This window comes from Patescibacteria group bacterium, from assembly GCA_028710985.1.
In the GTDB taxonomy this organism is placed as follows: Bacteria; Patescibacteriota; Patescibacteriia; order JAHJFT01; family JAHJFT01; genus JAQTTB01.
Window position 1 is genome coordinate 46,548 of the sequence record JAQTTB010000002.1, and the last position, 14,343, is coordinate 60,890.

The following is a 14,343-nucleotide window of genomic DNA, read 5'->3' on the forward strand; positions in this document are numbered from 1 at the left end:
GAATCATGAATCAGGAATAAAGCCCATCGCAACGCCCCTAATTCCTGATTCCTAATTCTTGATTCTCTCCGTAGCAATTACTCCTCTTGATAAATAAAACCGCTCGACTAAAAGCCAGAGCGGATTTATTAAACGTGATTAGGCGCGCGATACCTTGGTCGCGGCCGGGCCTTTTTCGGTGTCAATGAGTTCAAAGGTGACGACATCGCCGACCTTCAATTCATCAAACGTAACACCGATTAATTCCTTTGAGTGGAAAAACAGATCCTTTTCCTCGCCTTCGCGGGCGATGAATCCGAATCCCTTGCCTGTAAGAGTCTTAATCGTGCCTTGCATAGTTTTTATTGAATTTTGGTTTATTATATAGAAACTCGATGAGAAACTCGACGACTTTTCATATCTTATTTCACCCACACAGTATAGCACATATAGGATAATTAATCAAGAGCCAACTAAAAAGCGCCATTTCACAATGGTGCCTCTTAGTTGGCTCCGAGCGGCGCGTGAACTTAGAACCGTTATTCTGAACGGCTGGCACTCCTACGAAATGGACGCGGCCGTCAAAATGCTCCGCCATGAATCACCGTTCGATATGATAGATTAAGTATTTGTAGGTTCTTTCTCGGCCGTTAAAGATTCTACTTCCTTCCAAAAATCCTTTTCTTCTTTTTTTGGATTAGACACTTTAAGTCCTTTAATTCGCTCTACAACAAAAGCTTTATTCTCACCCTCAGGCCAGTCCTTAAGGCGGGCTAACAAATCTTTAAAATCTTTTTCATAAGCTGGATAGGTTGGTTTCACTTCATCTAAAATTCCAAGAGAAGTCTGCAAGGAGTTCTTATCACGATCCGGTCTCAACATATCAAACAAAACATAAACGAAATCTTTAACGGGAGTCTCCTGCATAATTCCTGTTAGGCTAGATACAGTTTTTAAGGCAAAATGATGAGCTGAAGTTAATATTTTTCCTGGTTGTCTGAGCCAATCCAGAATTTCTTTACCAATCTCTCGTTTTTTCTCTTCTCCCAAAAAGTCAGACTTGATTAAAAAGTTGAAGCCGGCTTCTTGAGACGCAAGTGCATCAGATTTTATAAGATTTTTAATTTGAGTTACTGCCTGATCTTTCAAATCTACTGGATCATTTTTGCTTAATTGAATCGGCAGATAATCATAAACTGCAATTTGTTCTCCAAAAGGGATAGACGTTACTTTAGCCAATAAAGATTTTACAACCATTTGTCGATCCGGCAGATTATCGCCCAAACTCTTTATAAAATTCAAACTATTTGCACCCTTCTGGTTAATAATATTTTTAAGCAACTCAATCTTTTTATCCTTATCTGCTTTTTTGTATACAATTTCTAATAACACATCATCACTCATACTACGAGATAGCAATGGTTTGAAGTAGGTAGATAGAAATTTTTCGGCAGTTTCTTTTTTCCAATAATCAAATACTAAACCAATCTTAGCGGCTCCAGCGTTTTGGAAGTAACCATTAATCTGAGCTACGAGTTCATTCTGTTGTGCTTCTGGCACATAGAAGCTAATCCAACGTAAATTATTAACTAAGCCCGTGCGATTATCCCAAGCCCCAATACTATTAAACGCCTGGATAAAATTCTTTGTAAGCTGAATTTTAGTGCCGTCATCAACAATCTTAAACTGATCCTGAAATTCACTAAATATATCCCCGCAAGTAGCGAATAAAGTTTCTTTTTCTGCGCGGTAGTCTGGACTCTCGGTAGTCTCTTTATTTATTACTTCAGTAATTTTTTGCAGAATTATATTAAACTTGTTCTTCTCTGAAATGTATTCCTTAAACTGCTTAATTATTGTAATCTGTCCCGATAGACTATCTCGGTTGAAATTAGCGATAAATTTGTCAAACGCCTGGGGAGAAATAAAGGTCGTCTGTTCTTCAAGTGTGCCAAATAGCGATATAATATCGAAATTTGTTGAAAAATTCTCATCAATAAACTTAACGATCTGAATTTTATCTTCATCTGCTATTAATGAAGCGTTTTGTTTTAAGTTCGTAAGAATATCTTTTAATATTGACCCCATATTTGGCTTACGAACCTCTTCTGTTCCCACGGCCAAAACATAGCGCTTAATTAAGGGTGCGCGGAACTGGACATCTAGTTCCTGCTTCGTAATAAGGTCAGAAAAAACTAAGTTAGTTTGGAGCTGAGTGAAAAATTGCCATAGATCAGCATCTAAAACACGAGCAAGGGATTCGTAATATACTTTAGTCGAAGACGAAATCCCCAATTCGTGGAAAGCCTCTAAGTGAGTAGTAAATATTTTAAGCAATATATCTCTCTGGCTCCTATACTCACGCAAGAGATGACGGATAAAATCAACTAATGATCCTTTATTGGTTTCCGCCGAGGCAAGTTCCTTAAATTTATCTTTGTTGCCCTCGGCCAAACTCAGTATCATTTCCTCTGAATTGTTGAGAGATTGATAAATGGTCGGTTCTTTGAAATAGATAAACGGGCGGGCGTTAGAAACGGTAATACGGCTCGTATTTAACATGAAGTTACGTAAATCAGCAGAATCTTTATCTTTTAGAATGTTTTCTGGTTCAAACCATTTATCCTTTAATCGATGATAAGCGGGTGTAAATTTTTGTCTAAGCACCAATACTTTTGCTAAATAAGCGATATTGTCTTTAATCCTTTGCCATACCTCCGTTTTAGAAGCTAAGACTAATGCTGCTATTAAATTATTTATAAACTGTTTAATCTCACGAGGATTGTTAGAAAAAGCATTGCTAATCACATAAACAATATCCTCTGAATCTTGACCTTGGAGTAAACTTTTTATTTCGCCGGTATCATTAATCAGTTTTTTAATATATGCGTGAAGATCGGCTTCAATAAATTCGGGCGTCCAAATTACAACATTAAATAGCTTTCTAAGATATTCTGAAGGGTCAAAATCTTCATCATCCTGACCACCATAAAAACTTTTGATTTGGCTAATAATGGCTTCTGAATCGCAGGGAACTATAAAAACAAGTCCAGCAACACCGGCCGGATCAAGGAACGTTTTGATAGCAGAAAGAATTTTTATTGCCGCATCACCCTGAACACGATCAATGTTATCAAAAACTATTACAACTTTTTTATTAACTTTTTGAAGTATCAGTCTAAACAGAGCTTCAAATTGCTCCGGGGAGTTTAACCGTTCCTCTTTTTCAACCCTTGTTTTAATAGAGGCAAGTGGATTTAACGAAGATAAAAACTTTTCGACCGAGCGTTCCCAAACTTTCTCCAGTAAAGGCTTAAAAAAGAGAGCTAGAACAGAGAATGAAGCTACAACGGCCGCAAAATCTTTAATTGTTTGAATAATCAGATTATTATTTTTGAAAATCAAATTTAAAATTACCCATCCGATTACTAAAATCAGAGATAAGACTAAAAGCCAGTTTGTTTTTAACAACAACCAAACTTTTTTAAGCCATCCGGCAGAGCTTACTTGCATTTCGGCCGTCGTTATTTCGCAACTTTCCTCTGTTGATTTATAAAGAGGGTCAAGTATTTTTTTATCCTCGGGCGAAAGTTGTTTTTGACTAATCAGAAAGTTTACTAATTCGATCAAAAAAATTCTGCGTAACGAATCTTCCTGATATTTCCATGCATCAAAAACAAACATCGGGCTTTGTAGATCGTGACGTATCATTTCAATGATTGTACTTTTGCCCGTACCCCACCTACTAAAAAGTCCGATGGTATGAACACAAGAATCGTTTTCTAGTATCTCTTTCATAGCTGGAGCAACGTTCTCATGATAAAAGCCAAAAATACCATCTTGACCATTACCAAGCGGGACATCTTTCAAAAATTTAAATTTTAGTTCTTCGGGCATATTTTTACTTTTTCACTACTTCTTCTACTAAAGATTTTATTTTCCAGATTTGGTCTAGTTACTTTGTTTACCGATTACCTTTTGCTCGATTGTGTGTCTTGCAAAGCATCTGGCAGTTTTTTGCTGAAGTTGCACCTCCCTTGCTCCAGGCTGCTACATGGTCTGCGTCCATTTCGCTAAAACTCCAAATCTTACTCTTGTTAGCATCATGCCCAATGGCACAATGCGGGCAGTTTGATTCGTCTTTTTTCTCTGCCTTGACGGTTTGTGTTGTATAAACCGTCTTTTTGGTTGCTTCATCAAAAACTCGGACTTCAAGTAATTTTGTGTCAATGGAACCACCAAGAATATACTCAAAAATACCTTTGCGATTTTTAACATACGGATCAGCATAGAGCTTCTGTACCTCGGCTGATACTTTGGCTGGATTGTACGATTTTTTATGGTGTTCCTCATAAAGTCGCCCCCACTCAAGACCGCGCATCTCGCTTTCAACATTAGTAAACACACTAGAAACCCAATCGATCACGCTGTTGAAATATTTTTTTAATTCATTAATATTTTTTTCAAAACGATGACGACTCATATAATCGCCGATATTACCTTTGCTTACCCAATCCAGCGCACATTCTAAAAATTCCTGCCGGTTAGCGCTACCGGATACATACGCGCTCCATTTTTGAATGTTGGCGTTTTGGCTATTACTAAATTCCTCCTTGCCGAGCGTTACAAACGGCCCGGAATACACCGCATTAAGTAATTCCTGACCATTAAGTGGAACACCGGCAATATTAATTGTTTTGAACCACTCTTTTATCTCGCTTTCTTTCCCTTCGCATTCGTAAATAAGTAAAGTAGTTTTTAAAATTTTACCCTGTTTGTCTTTTGCCATACCGCTAAAATATTGCTCCATGCCGTTTTCGTCTTTGATAGCAAATTTGTCAGTTATAAACCGCCCAAGACTAGTGATGCGTTGCTGGCCGTCTAAAACCTCTAAATTGTTGTCGCTTACTTTGTTAAAATAGATCAATCCTATCGGGTACTCTTTGAGGACTGATTCAATGACGGCCATTTCTTTTTTACCACCATCAGAAGCATAAATATAATTGCGTTGATACTCCGGTTGAATGGTCAATTTACCAGACAAACCGAACAAACCCTTACCTTCAAGTTCGTTATAGACAAACCCATCGCAAATATCTTTAACAGTAATATTAATTTTTAAAGTTGTTTTCATATTATTTTTTTCTTATGTTTAATAAGCACTCTTTGATAAACTTTTTCCAATAAACCATCTCGAATAATTACTCCACTTGCGTTCAAGTCATAGGTTCCTGTTTTCCCGAATTTATCTAAATACGCCTGTTTACATTCTGCGGATGTATACACTTTTGTTTTTTGTTTATATAAATCTTCATTCTCACACATTCCAACAATCTTAAACTGCTCGGGGCTATATTTATCAAGAATACTGACCGGTACTCCCATTACGCCGCTGTAATCGCTCGGGATATTTTTTACTAACGACACTTCTATCGCGTTATAATTTTCATATTTCTCAAACGGTTTTTTCATTACGAACTTTATCACCTCTGCCTTGGTCATGAGTGGGAGTGGCTGATGACGACGCCCATGGTCAAGATTGGTAAACCAGCGAACACCCTGCACTCTAGTGACATATACTTTTTTTCCGCTTTCATTTGTTTTTATTTCACGAACCTGCTCTAAATTGGCAATGTTTTCGGGTATCTCAAAAAACATTGCACCGGCATTAACTTTGTAATTATTACCTAACCAAACTTTATTCTCTTTAAGTAATGGGAATATTTCTTTGTAGGTAATCGCGTTCAGGTTGCCGATGATCAAAAACTTTTTATCATACTTAACAAGTTGTTTTATGTACTCGCGAAATAGACTGAACGGCGGATTAGTTACCACAATGTCAGATTGTTTCAATAGATTAATGGACTCATCGCTGCGAAAGTCGCCGTCGTCCTTTAGCGGCATCCATTCGTTATGTTTGTTTGCCTTTAACTGCTTAGCAATGTCTTTCAAGTTGAACTCGCCATCGCCGTCTATATCGCGCACTTCGTTAATAATGAACTTGTTGGCATTTATCTTTGGACGGCCTTTTGATTTAGTAAGAGTTTTGTCATCGCCAAATAATTCCAGTTGCGTATTGGCAACGGGCGAGGGTTTGTAACTAGTGGTGATAAGCTGCTTCAATCCAAGCTTGTTGAAATTAAGCACGAAATAGCGGAAAAAATTGCTCTCAAACGGGTCGTCGCAGTTACAATACACCACCTTGCCTCGAAATACGTTAGGATCGTATTCCAAATACGCCTCAATCTCTTTCTGAATATCGCTGTACTGAGTATAAAACTCGTCATTCTTTACTTTTTTTGCGTTTGCAAGATTTTTGTTTGCCATAAAATTATTTTTCGTTATCTAGGGCAAGCTTCAGTAAAAATATCGTCTCGGCTCTGAGTTTCGACTTCACCCAAGCTTTCTGCTTCTCGTCTAGAAGTTCGCCCATACCGGAAAGAATATTGCGGTCACTGACTTTCTCCAAAGAGTTAATGCATTTTTGTAAAAAATCTTTATAAGACGTTCCTGTTCGGCCCTCTATAATTTCTTTATTCACCGGCCAGTTATTATGCAAAAAATAATACACGTCAAAAATATCACGATTAGTCTTACCGATGCGTTCATACATCGCACAAAGTTTATGAGCCAACATATCTTCCTTCACCATGACTTTCATAGAGATGCCAAGGTATGCCTTTACTTCATACCTCGATCCAAAATTCCGGCGATTTATTTCCACCTTAATATTTTGAGCACCGATTTCCTTATCATCGTAAGAAAGTAAAAATAAAAGATTGAACCTTTTCGTTTGAGCTTCTTTAATGGTGCCGTAGGCACTTAAAATCTTTTGAATTTGTTCAAAGACATAATCTTCCTTACTCTCTTCCAACAGATCAAAATCCAAGTCTACTGAAAAACGATTGAGATCATAAAAAAGAAAGGCGGCTGTACCTCCTTTGAATCCCAAAAGCGGTCCAATAGTTGAATCAGTGTAAATGTCTTTTAAAATTCTGACGAGAATATTTTTGTGTTTTACTGTATCAAGTGACATAGAATTTATTTGGGATTATTTATTAAAGACTCGTGATATTTTTTGACCATTCTCTCCATTCGTTTATTACCTCCGTAGATAGGCAAGATTAAGTTAACTTTGTCCCAATCCAAAACTGACAAATTATCAAAATGATAATCCGTGTTTAAATAAACAACATCTAAAAATGCTCTTTCAGTCGAAGCAATACTGTAATTATCTTTTATTTCGATGCCGGCATTGTTAGTGAGAATTTCGTCTTTAATCCTTTTGAAAGCAACTACTTGCCCATCGCATTCAATTTCTTTATTTTGGTACGAAGCAACAAAAATTTTAGAGTAGTGTTGAAAGGTTACACCGGCCGATCCGAGGACGGTTTCAAAACTGACGTAAGAAGGCGTAAATATTTTGGTAGCTAACTCATATTTGTCGTAATTTTTGTCCTTGGCATAAAGACCGCGACGTATATGGTAAAGATTATTGTGTTTAGTATAGTAATTAACCCTTGAACCAGCGGTAAGCTTGTCAATTCCTCCCCAAAGCAAAATAAGGTCTTTGAAAGAAAAAACCGTTTTGCTTGATCTCAATATTTCGTTTAAAAAGCCTTTTTCCATATGTTTGAAGTTAAATATAAGACCCTGCCTTATGTTCAACTCCAATTATATGATATAATCAATAAGAGTGCAAGAGCTAAGGGGATAAACAAAACAACTGATTAATCACTGTCTTATAATATAATAAGACATGTAATTTTTTAGAAATAAAGAAGCCTTATTATATTATAAGGCTTGAATAACTTATGAGAAAACAGCTTAAAGCAATAATTAATAAGCTAAACAAACGGCCAATATCTTCTTTGACCGGCGATGAATTTGATGTGTATTTTGAACACCGAATGGATAACTTGATATGTGATAAAAAGGTCCTCACTAAAAATGAGCTTGTCTATCTCCTTTCCGAAACCGGTCCCGGTAATCGACGCATTGATCCGCGATTAGTATTAAAGCTTGTCGATCAAAACATTCTAGTTTCTTCCATACTTGGGGCTTTACCTGAAATGACAAAATTAAAAGGCCAAAAAGAAAAAGTGGATAAATATATACTCGACCATAAAAGCTCTAAGGAAACTAAACAATCAATTATTAAATTGATTGGGAGTTATCTAAAAAATGTAAAAATGATTTCAGATGATCCCTTTATAATCGAAGCCACATTTAAGAATATGCCAATCTCCTGCCTGATAAAAAACGGTGGCTGGATATTTCCGGATTCAGAATTATTTTCTTTTCTAAGCGCAGTTCAAAAACAAAAAAGGTTTCCAATAGTAATTGCTAAAAAGATATCGGGTATTCTTTTTCCGGTATTTAAGGGATTGTCGATTTTAGGTTTAAATCTATACAAAACCCTTTTGCCAGAGGAGGGAGAAAAGTTAATAACTAGCTCTATTTATAAACCAAAAGAGAGTTTTCTATCAGAGCTGAAGTATAACGGTCAGTTTCAATTTTTAACAAGAGAATACGTTGAAAATATCCAAGACGAATATTGGAATGGCGATCCGCTAAAAAACTTCTTTGAGAATGTCTTGCTCGGAAATATATCTACTTATTACGAGAATTTCTCAAATTTGAAAATAAATATTACCGATAATTTTGCCGATACTGTATCTCAGTTCAGAAAAAACAAAACGACAAAAAATTTACTTGAAATGTATAAAACGCAAGAAAAGATTATTAGCGCTAAATAATTTCCGTCAACTTCTTGTCAGCTTTTGTCAGAATAATTTATCCACAGATGGACCTATTGACCGCGGCCTTTCCGGTCCGCTATTATAAAAGCATAAGAGATAGGAGTTTGCCTGACGGCGTTCCGATTTATCGGAACTAAGTGTGACGGGGCTACGACTTCTGTCATCAAGCACTACGTGTTTTTTTGCTTGATGATGTGAAGTGGTAGCCCTTTTTTGTTTTTCAATTAAAAGTTAATTCCCTCTGAGGTTAAGTGCCTCGATAAGAAAGCTTAGTATTTGAATAGAAAGATAAAGGCTAGTCCCAGCGGGGCCAGCCTTTTATGTTGCCCCAAGAAGCTATACAAGAATTTAAAGAATTATACGAGAAACGCTACGGCGTAAAACTCTCCGATGAGGAGGCTTCTTTGCGCGCCAACAATCTTTTTAAACTCTACAAAATAACTTATATGGGTGAGCCATCTATTGATGACTTCCAAGAAAAAGTAGTGAAAAGCCATGACTTACAACCAAACCACAATTAGCGAAATCCAATTCTATCCGGTTAAACCCAAGGACGGTCTCCTCGGGTTTGTTTCGTTTGTCCTGGACGGCAAATTCTGGATGGGATCGGTGGCCGTGTTCAGCCGGCCGGCCGGCCGATACCGGCTGGTTTATCCCACACGCAAAGTGGGAGGCCAGAACATAAACATTTTTCATCCGATTACCCATGAAGCCGGCCAGGAGGTCGAAATGGCCATTAATGAAAAAGTAGCTGAATTACTTAGTGAAAATTATGAATCAGACGAACCAACCCAAAACACGTGGTAAAAGCTTTAATTTCTTTCCGGCTCCTCACGCTCTCTTTGACGATGAAAAACTGCGTCGTACTTTGACTCACGCCGAACGCGACTTTTTAATGGCTTTATGCCATCTCACCAACCGCCACGGCAATAAGGACGGCTGGTTTTGGCACATCGACGAAACATTTATAACGCGAGAGAACAAAGAACACGGTTTCGCTTCATTGGGTTTTAGCCGGTCCACTTGCCGGCGCGTCAGAAAAAAATTGATCAACATGGGACTCATAGAAATAAAACCGGGCACGATGGAACGTGGCCGCTGGGTCGGAACGATGTACCGTCTCAACCCGCGATTGCTGAAAACGACGGGGGTTCAAAATGAAGCACGGTCAGGCACCATAGAGAACCCCGGCCCGGGACCACCATGAAGCACTAAGTAATAAAGATTGAGTAAGAAAAAATAATTAATAAAAAGCTTAAATAAAGCAAGCAAGCTTGCTGAAAAATTAAAAAATAGGGGTTGGGCAAAGCTTGGGTGAAACTTGGGTAGATTTCGATCCATTGAATGGCGACCAAAGGCGACTAAAAGGCGACCAGAAAATGAGGGTAAGGTGTGGGTGAAATGAGGGTGGAATTTGGGAATTATGGTTGCACTAAAATGCACTAAACCTGCACCAAAATTGGAGAAATCAGACTGGGGCAAAACTGGGGTGAAATTGGGGCAGCTTTTGGGAGAATCGTCTGCGACAAGGCATCGGGGAAACATCGGGTATTTTGGCGGACACGGCCGGATGAAATCGGTACAAAATCGGTATAAGATTTGACCCTCCTCTTATTAAAAAATCAATAAAACGGTAAAATAGAAATATACGTTTGACTTACTTCGACCTTAGGCCCATGTTGTGTGTAGAAAGGTCGAAACAAACAATTAAATAATTAATGAACAAAACTATGACTAAAAACGCCAAAATTTACGCCGTAATCGCCATTGTAGCGGTTCTTGGGGCAGGTTACGGAGTTTATCACCTCTTAGGCAACAATGCACCGCGTGGGGCCGAAACAACAGACATGGCCTCCATTACGAACTTTGACCAGTGCGTCGAAGCGGGATTCGCCATAATGAAGTCCTATCCCGAGCAATGTATGACTTCCGACGGACGGATTTTCGTAAACCAAAATCCGCCGGCAGAAAGCGAACTCAATAAAGCCGAAGAAGCGATCCGCACTTTTATGGGAGAGCCGAATCTGGAGTTGCAATACACCGGCCAGAATAATCATCTCTCCAACTTCGCAGTCTTGAGCAACGTCAAACAAAACGACGGCGGGTTCACGGCCGACAATCCAGAAGAATGGGATCGCCCGATTTACATTTTTCAACAAAAAGATTTTATCAACGACCGCTGTGAAATTTACGAATACGAAGTGAGCACGAAAACCTACCAGGTCATCCAGGTCGGCATCAGATATCCACAGGAGCGTAGCGCAGTCATGCCAGGCAACTGCCCTGGCAACGGATCGCTGGACTGGCCGCTTATGAGCAAAGACGAAATCGAACAGGCCGCGTTCTCATACCTCGGCCATGATCCGGAACACACTAAGTTTTTAATAAGGTCTGACATCCAGCCGCAATACATATCCAGCAAACCGGACGCGAAAAATCCGGCGGCCAATGAATGGCGCTGGGAGGATAAAAGCTACAAATTGCCGGACGGACTTATGGGCGACCCATGGCCTTATCCGACTATGAGAATAATAATGTCGGCCGGCGGTAAGTTGGTTTATTACCTGAACACCACCGACCTATTTAAAAACTAATATGAACCAGGAAGTACAACCAAAATTCAAGTACTTCCTCTACGCTCGAAAATCTTCAGAACAAGAAGATAGACAGGTCCTTTCGATTGACTCGCAAAAGAGCGAACTGGAAGCGCTTGCAAAAAGAGAAAAGCTCCAAATTGTGGAGCGTCTGGAAGAATCATACTCGGCCAAAGCACCGGGCCGTGAGATTTTCAATCAGATGATAAAACGGATAGAGAAAGGCGAAGCTGAGGGCATAATCGCCTGGCATCCGAACCGGCTCTCGCGTAATTCCGTGGACACCGGATACCTGGTCTATCTCATGGATCAGAACAGGCTTCAGGACATACGTACACCCGGTCAGGCCTATCGAAACACACCGAATGATAAATTTCTTCTTAACCTCCTGTGTAGTCAGGCTAAACTTGAAAATGATAATAAGGGTATTGATGTAAAACGCGGACTAAGGCGCAAGGTAGAAATGGGTTGGCACCCTGGGCCAGCACCGGTTGGCTATATGAACACGCCAGATAAGCTGAAAGGTTTTAAAACGATCCGCAAAGACCCGAAGATGTTTCCGATTGTTCGGAAAATGTTTGATATGCTTTTAAGCGGAGATTTTACCGCTCCCCGTGTTCATGAGATTGCTATTAGCAATTGGGGCGTAAAGAAATTAGCGCGAAGCGGATTCTACCGCGTGCTTTATAATCCTTTCTATTATGGCTGGTTTGAATGGCCACAAGGCTCAGGTAACTGGCACAAAGGCAAGCACGAGCCGATGATCACACGCGACGAATACGACCGAGTCCAAAAACTACTCGGCCATGGGAGCAAACCAAAACCGGAAACCCACACTTTCGCTTACACCGGCATGATTCGTTGCGGCGAGTGCGGCTGTATGGTTACGGCCGAGAATAAAATAAAGAAAAACAAAAACGGCAACGTCCATCACTACACCTATTATCACTGCACTAAAAGAAAAGGTCCGTGCAGTCAGAAATGCATTGAGGTGGATGAACTGGAAAAACAGATCAAAAAAACGTTGGCCAAAGTTCAGCCACCGGAAGAATTCCACGGCTGGGCAATGAAGTGGCTTCAGAACGAAAACGGACGCGAGGCGGCCGATCGAAACGCAATACTTTCCAACCAACAAAAGAATTACGAAGTCTGCGTGAAAAAACTAGACGCTTTAATTGATATGCGCGCCGCCGGCGAGATCAGCGAAGAAGAATTCACACGCAAGAAATCGGAAGTCAACCAGGAAAAAGCCAAGTTGCACGAACTTCTAAATGACACTGACAGCCGCATAGACAGCTGGCTTCAGACGGCCGATAACATTTTAACCTTCGCCGGCGACGCCAACGAAGCGTTCACAGAACGAGGCCAGCATGCGAGAAAAGTAATTTTGTCTGCCCTCGGTTCGAACCTCCTCTTAAAAGACAAAAACATAAGAATTGACACGGATTCCGCGCTTCTGCCGTTAATTCTTGTCTCATCCGGGTCAAATCAAAAAATTGGACGGTTAGAACCTGCCCAAATAGGCTCTAATAAAGAGAAAAGCGGAGCTTTTGGCTCCGCAAATCCCACATGGCTCTGGGGGTGGGATTCGAACCCACGACCAATTGGTTAACAGCCAACTGCTCTGCCACTGAGCTACCCCAGAAAACATTTGGCCATCTTAATACGTATGGCCAAAAAAATCAATAATCCCGCAGTTTCTCAATCCCCACGCTGCCTTTTATCTTTTCCAAAGCCTTGGCCTCAATCTGGCGGATGCGTTCGCGGGTCACGTCAAACTCGCGGCCGACCTCTTCCAGGGTATGCGACACGCCATCTTCCAGGCCGAAGCGCATCTCCAGAATCTTCTGCTCGCGCGGCGACAGATCCTTAATCACATTCTTCACGTAATCGCGGAGTAGCTGCAGCGCGGCCGAACGATCAGGCGTTACATTTTTTACATCTTCAATAAAATCTTCAAGTGTTGAATCCTCTTCATCCTCGCCCACCGAAGTCTCAAGTGACACTGTATCCTGCGAAATCTTAATGATGTGGCGCACCTTGTCCAGGTCTTCGCTCATTTCCGCGGCAATTTCTTCGGGCAGGGGTTCACGGCCGAGATCTTGAATCAGCTGGCGCTCCACCTGCTGGAACCGGTTAATTGTTTCAACCATGTGGACCGGAATTCTAATTGTGCGCGACTGGTCGGCGAGCGCGCGCGTAATCGCCTGGCGAATCCACCAGGTCGCGTAGGTCGAAAATTTATAACCCTTGCGATATTCAAATTTCTTGACCGCGCGGAACAGGCCGATATTGCCCTCCTGGATGAGATCCAGAAGCGACAAACTCTTACCCACGAATTTTTTGGCAATGGAGACGACCAGGCGCAGGTTGGCTTCAATTAATTTCTTTTCGGCGTCTTTATCCCCGCGTTCTTTGCGCTTTGCCAGCGCGACCTCTTCTTCGCCCGTGAGAAGCGGTATTTTGCCAATTTCCCGAAGATACATCTGGATCGAATCCTGGGCCAGATCCGGAACATCGGATTTTTTACCGTCGTCAAAAATACGGATTCTGGAAAGCGCTTCCTTTCTTTCCGATTCTTTGCCCAAAAGCCCTTCTTTCATTTCAATGACCTGAATTCCCTGGGCATCGAGCCGGTCCAAAAATTCTTCGTAACCCTTGAGATAATCTTCAACCTCGGGAAAGACAAATAAAATCTCAGTTTCAGTAACAAAATTACGGCCCCGACCCTTTTCAATGAGTTCATTGATGATTTCCTCACTGGGCAATTGCGCCTTGGGCGGCCGAGCCGCGTGCTTTGTTATTTTTCTCGCCGCTTTCGCGGTCTTTCTGGCCAATTGAGGCTTGGCCGGTGCCTTTCGCGCTCCCTTTTTAAGCGGAGCTTTGGGTTTGCTTCCGGCTGCTTTTAGCTTGGAAGCTTTCTTGGCTTTGTTCGGGACGGGCTTGCGCCCGGCCTTGTTTTTCTTTTTGCTTTTTTTGTAAAAAGCGTTCATTGTTTGAAAAAAATT

14 protein-coding genes and 1 tRNA gene are annotated in these 14,343 nt (G+C 40.6%); 6 read left to right on the top strand and 9 right to left on the bottom strand.

From position 1 onward, the window contains the following. Nucleotides 1-138 precede the first annotated feature (138 nt). Nucleotides 139-336, bottom strand: a complete 198-nt coding sequence (locus PHW53_03935) for a cold shock domain-containing protein (protein ID MDD4995586.1) — start codon at nucleotides 334-336, stop codon at nucleotides 139-141. Between the two features lie 136 nt (nucleotides 337-472). Here PHW53_03935 and PHW53_03940 point away from each other — a divergent pair, with 136 nt between their 5' ends. Further along, nucleotides 473-604, top strand: a complete 132-nt coding sequence (locus PHW53_03940; protein ID MDD4995587.1) for a hypothetical protein — start codon at nucleotides 473-475, stop codon at nucleotides 602-604. Here the strand turns inward: PHW53_03940 and PHW53_03945 are convergent. The 5 genes from PHW53_03945 to PHW53_03965 all read right to left on the bottom strand — a co-directional run bounded on the left by PHW53_03945 (nucleotide 601) and on the right by PHW53_03965 (nucleotide 7,608). After that, on the bottom strand, nucleotides 601-3,876 hold the full coding sequence (locus tag PHW53_03945) for a P-loop NTPase fold protein (GenBank protein MDD4995588.1): 3,276 nt from the start codon (nucleotides 3,874-3,876) through the stop codon (nucleotides 601-603). The two genes, PHW53_03940 and PHW53_03945, sit on opposite strands and share 4 nt — an antisense overlap. A 67-nt stretch (nucleotides 3,877-3,943) precedes the next feature. Continuing rightward, a complete protein-coding gene (locus PHW53_03950; GenBank protein ID MDD4995589.1) occupies nucleotides 3,944-5,113 on the bottom strand; it encodes a DUF262 domain-containing protein in 1,170 nt (389 codons plus the stop codon). Then, complete coding sequence (locus PHW53_03955; protein MDD4995590.1) at nucleotides 5,110-6,306, bottom strand: adenine-specific methyltransferase EcoRI family protein; 1,197 nt, start codon at nucleotides 6,304-6,306, stop codon at nucleotides 5,110-5,112. The genes PHW53_03950 and PHW53_03955 overlap by 4 nt, the downstream gene beginning before the upstream one ends. A gap of 4 nt (nucleotides 6,307-6,310) precedes the next feature. Continuing rightward, complete coding sequence (locus tag PHW53_03960) at nucleotides 6,311-7,015, bottom strand: nucleotidyl transferase AbiEii/AbiGii toxin family protein (GenBank protein ID MDD4995591.1); 705 nt, start codon at nucleotides 7,013-7,015, stop codon at nucleotides 6,311-6,313. Between the two features lie 5 nt (nucleotides 7,016-7,020). Continuing rightward, nucleotides 7,021-7,608 carry a hypothetical protein gene (locus tag PHW53_03965; protein ID MDD4995592.1) on the bottom strand — a complete coding sequence of 196 codons (588 nt, stop codon included), beginning with the start codon at nucleotides 7,606-7,608 and terminating at the stop codon, nucleotides 7,021-7,023. Between the two features lie 185 nt (nucleotides 7,609-7,793). On the opposite strand from PHW53_03965, the gene PHW53_03970 reads away from it, so the two are divergent. The 5 genes from PHW53_03970 to PHW53_03990 all read left to right on the top strand — a co-directional run bounded on the left by PHW53_03970 (nucleotide 7,794) and on the right by PHW53_03990 (nucleotide 11,335). After that, nucleotides 7,794-8,738 carry a hypothetical protein gene (locus PHW53_03970; protein ID MDD4995593.1) on the top strand — a complete coding sequence of 315 codons (945 nt, stop codon included), beginning with the start codon at nucleotides 7,794-7,796 and terminating at the stop codon, nucleotides 8,736-8,738. A 323-nt stretch (nucleotides 8,739-9,061) separates the two neighbouring features. After that, nucleotides 9,062-9,262 carry a hypothetical protein gene (locus PHW53_03975; protein ID MDD4995594.1) on the top strand — a complete coding sequence of 67 codons (201 nt, stop codon included), beginning with the start codon at nucleotides 9,062-9,064 and terminating at the stop codon, nucleotides 9,260-9,262. Then, complete coding sequence (locus tag PHW53_03980) at nucleotides 9,237-9,548, top strand: hypothetical protein (protein ID MDD4995595.1); 312 nt, start codon at nucleotides 9,237-9,239, stop codon at nucleotides 9,546-9,548. The genes PHW53_03975 and PHW53_03980 overlap by 26 nt, the downstream gene beginning before the upstream one ends. Beyond that, nucleotides 9,514-9,948: a hypothetical protein gene (locus PHW53_03985; GenBank protein ID MDD4995596.1), complete on the top strand. Its 435-nt coding sequence runs from the start codon at nucleotides 9,514-9,516 to the stop codon at nucleotides 9,946-9,948. The genes PHW53_03980 and PHW53_03985 overlap by 35 nt, the downstream gene beginning before the upstream one ends. A gap of 523 nt (nucleotides 9,949-10,471) precedes the next feature. Further along, complete coding sequence (locus PHW53_03990) at nucleotides 10,472-11,335, top strand: hypothetical protein (protein ID MDD4995597.1); 864 nt, start codon at nucleotides 10,472-10,474, stop codon at nucleotides 11,333-11,335. A gap of 796 nt (nucleotides 11,336-12,131) precedes the next feature. On the opposite strand, the gene PHW53_03995 is transcribed toward PHW53_03990, so the two are convergent. From PHW53_03995 to PHW53_04005, 3 genes are all read right to left on the bottom strand, one after another. Then, nucleotides 12,132-12,470: a hypothetical protein gene (locus PHW53_03995; GenBank protein MDD4995598.1), complete on the bottom strand. Its 339-nt coding sequence runs from the start codon at nucleotides 12,468-12,470 to the stop codon at nucleotides 12,132-12,134. 435 nt (nucleotides 12,471-12,905) lie between these two features. Then, nucleotides 12,906-12,980 (bottom strand) — tRNA-Asn (locus PHW53_04000). A gap of 37 nt (nucleotides 12,981-13,017) precedes the next feature. Next, nucleotides 13,018-14,328 (bottom strand): sigma-70 family RNA polymerase sigma factor, encoded by a 1,311-nt coding sequence (locus PHW53_04005; protein MDD4995599.1) that lies wholly within the window; start codon nucleotides 14,326-14,328, stop codon nucleotides 13,018-13,020. Between the last annotated feature and the right edge of the window lie 15 nt (nucleotides 14,329-14,343).

What these genes read in the sequence shown, in the direction of transcription:
- PHW53_03940 (MDD4995587.1), top strand. Translation starts at nt 473, where the DNA reads ATGGTGCCTCTTAGTTGGCTCCGAGCGGCGCGTGAACTTAGAACCGTT.
- PHW53_03960 (MDD4995591.1), bottom strand. Translation starts at nt 7,015, where the DNA reads ATGTCACTTGATACAGTAAAACACAAAAATATTCTCGTCAGAATTTTA.
- PHW53_03980 (MDD4995595.1), top strand. Translation starts at nt 9,237, where the DNA reads ATGACTTACAACCAAACCACAATTAGCGAAATCCAATTCTATCCGGTT.
- PHW53_03950 (MDD4995589.1), bottom strand. Translation starts at nt 5,113, where the DNA reads ATGAAAACAACTTTAAAAATTAATATTACTGTTAAAGATATTTGCGAT.
- PHW53_03955 (MDD4995590.1), bottom strand. Translation starts at nt 6,306, where the DNA reads ATGGCAAACAAAAATCTTGCAAACGCAAAAAAAGTAAAGAATGACGAG.
- PHW53_03970 (MDD4995593.1), top strand. Translation starts at nt 7,794, where the DNA reads ATGAGAAAACAGCTTAAAGCAATAATTAATAAGCTAAACAAACGGCCA.
- PHW53_03990 (MDD4995597.1), top strand. Translation starts at nt 10,472, where the DNA reads ATGACTAAAAACGCCAAAATTTACGCCGTAATCGCCATTGTAGCGGTT.
- PHW53_03965 (MDD4995592.1), bottom strand. Translation starts at nt 7,608, where the DNA reads ATGGAAAAAGGCTTTTTAAACGAAATATTGAGATCAAGCAAAACGGTT.
- PHW53_03935 (MDD4995586.1), bottom strand. Translation starts at nt 336, where the DNA reads ATGCAAGGCACGATTAAGACTCTTACAGGCAAGGGATTCGGATTCATC.
- PHW53_04005 (MDD4995599.1), bottom strand. Translation starts at nt 14,328, where the DNA reads ATGAACGCTTTTTACAAAAAAAGCAAAAAGAAAAACAAGGCCGGGCGC.
- PHW53_03985 (MDD4995596.1), top strand. Translation starts at nt 9,514, where the DNA reads ATGAATCAGACGAACCAACCCAAAACACGTGGTAAAAGCTTTAATTTC.
- PHW53_03945 (MDD4995588.1), bottom strand. Translation starts at nt 3,876, where the DNA reads ATGCCCGAAGAACTAAAATTTAAATTTTTGAAAGATGTCCCGCTTGGT.
- PHW53_03975 (MDD4995594.1), top strand. Translation starts at nt 9,062, where the DNA reads ATGTTGCCCCAAGAAGCTATACAAGAATTTAAAGAATTATACGAGAAA.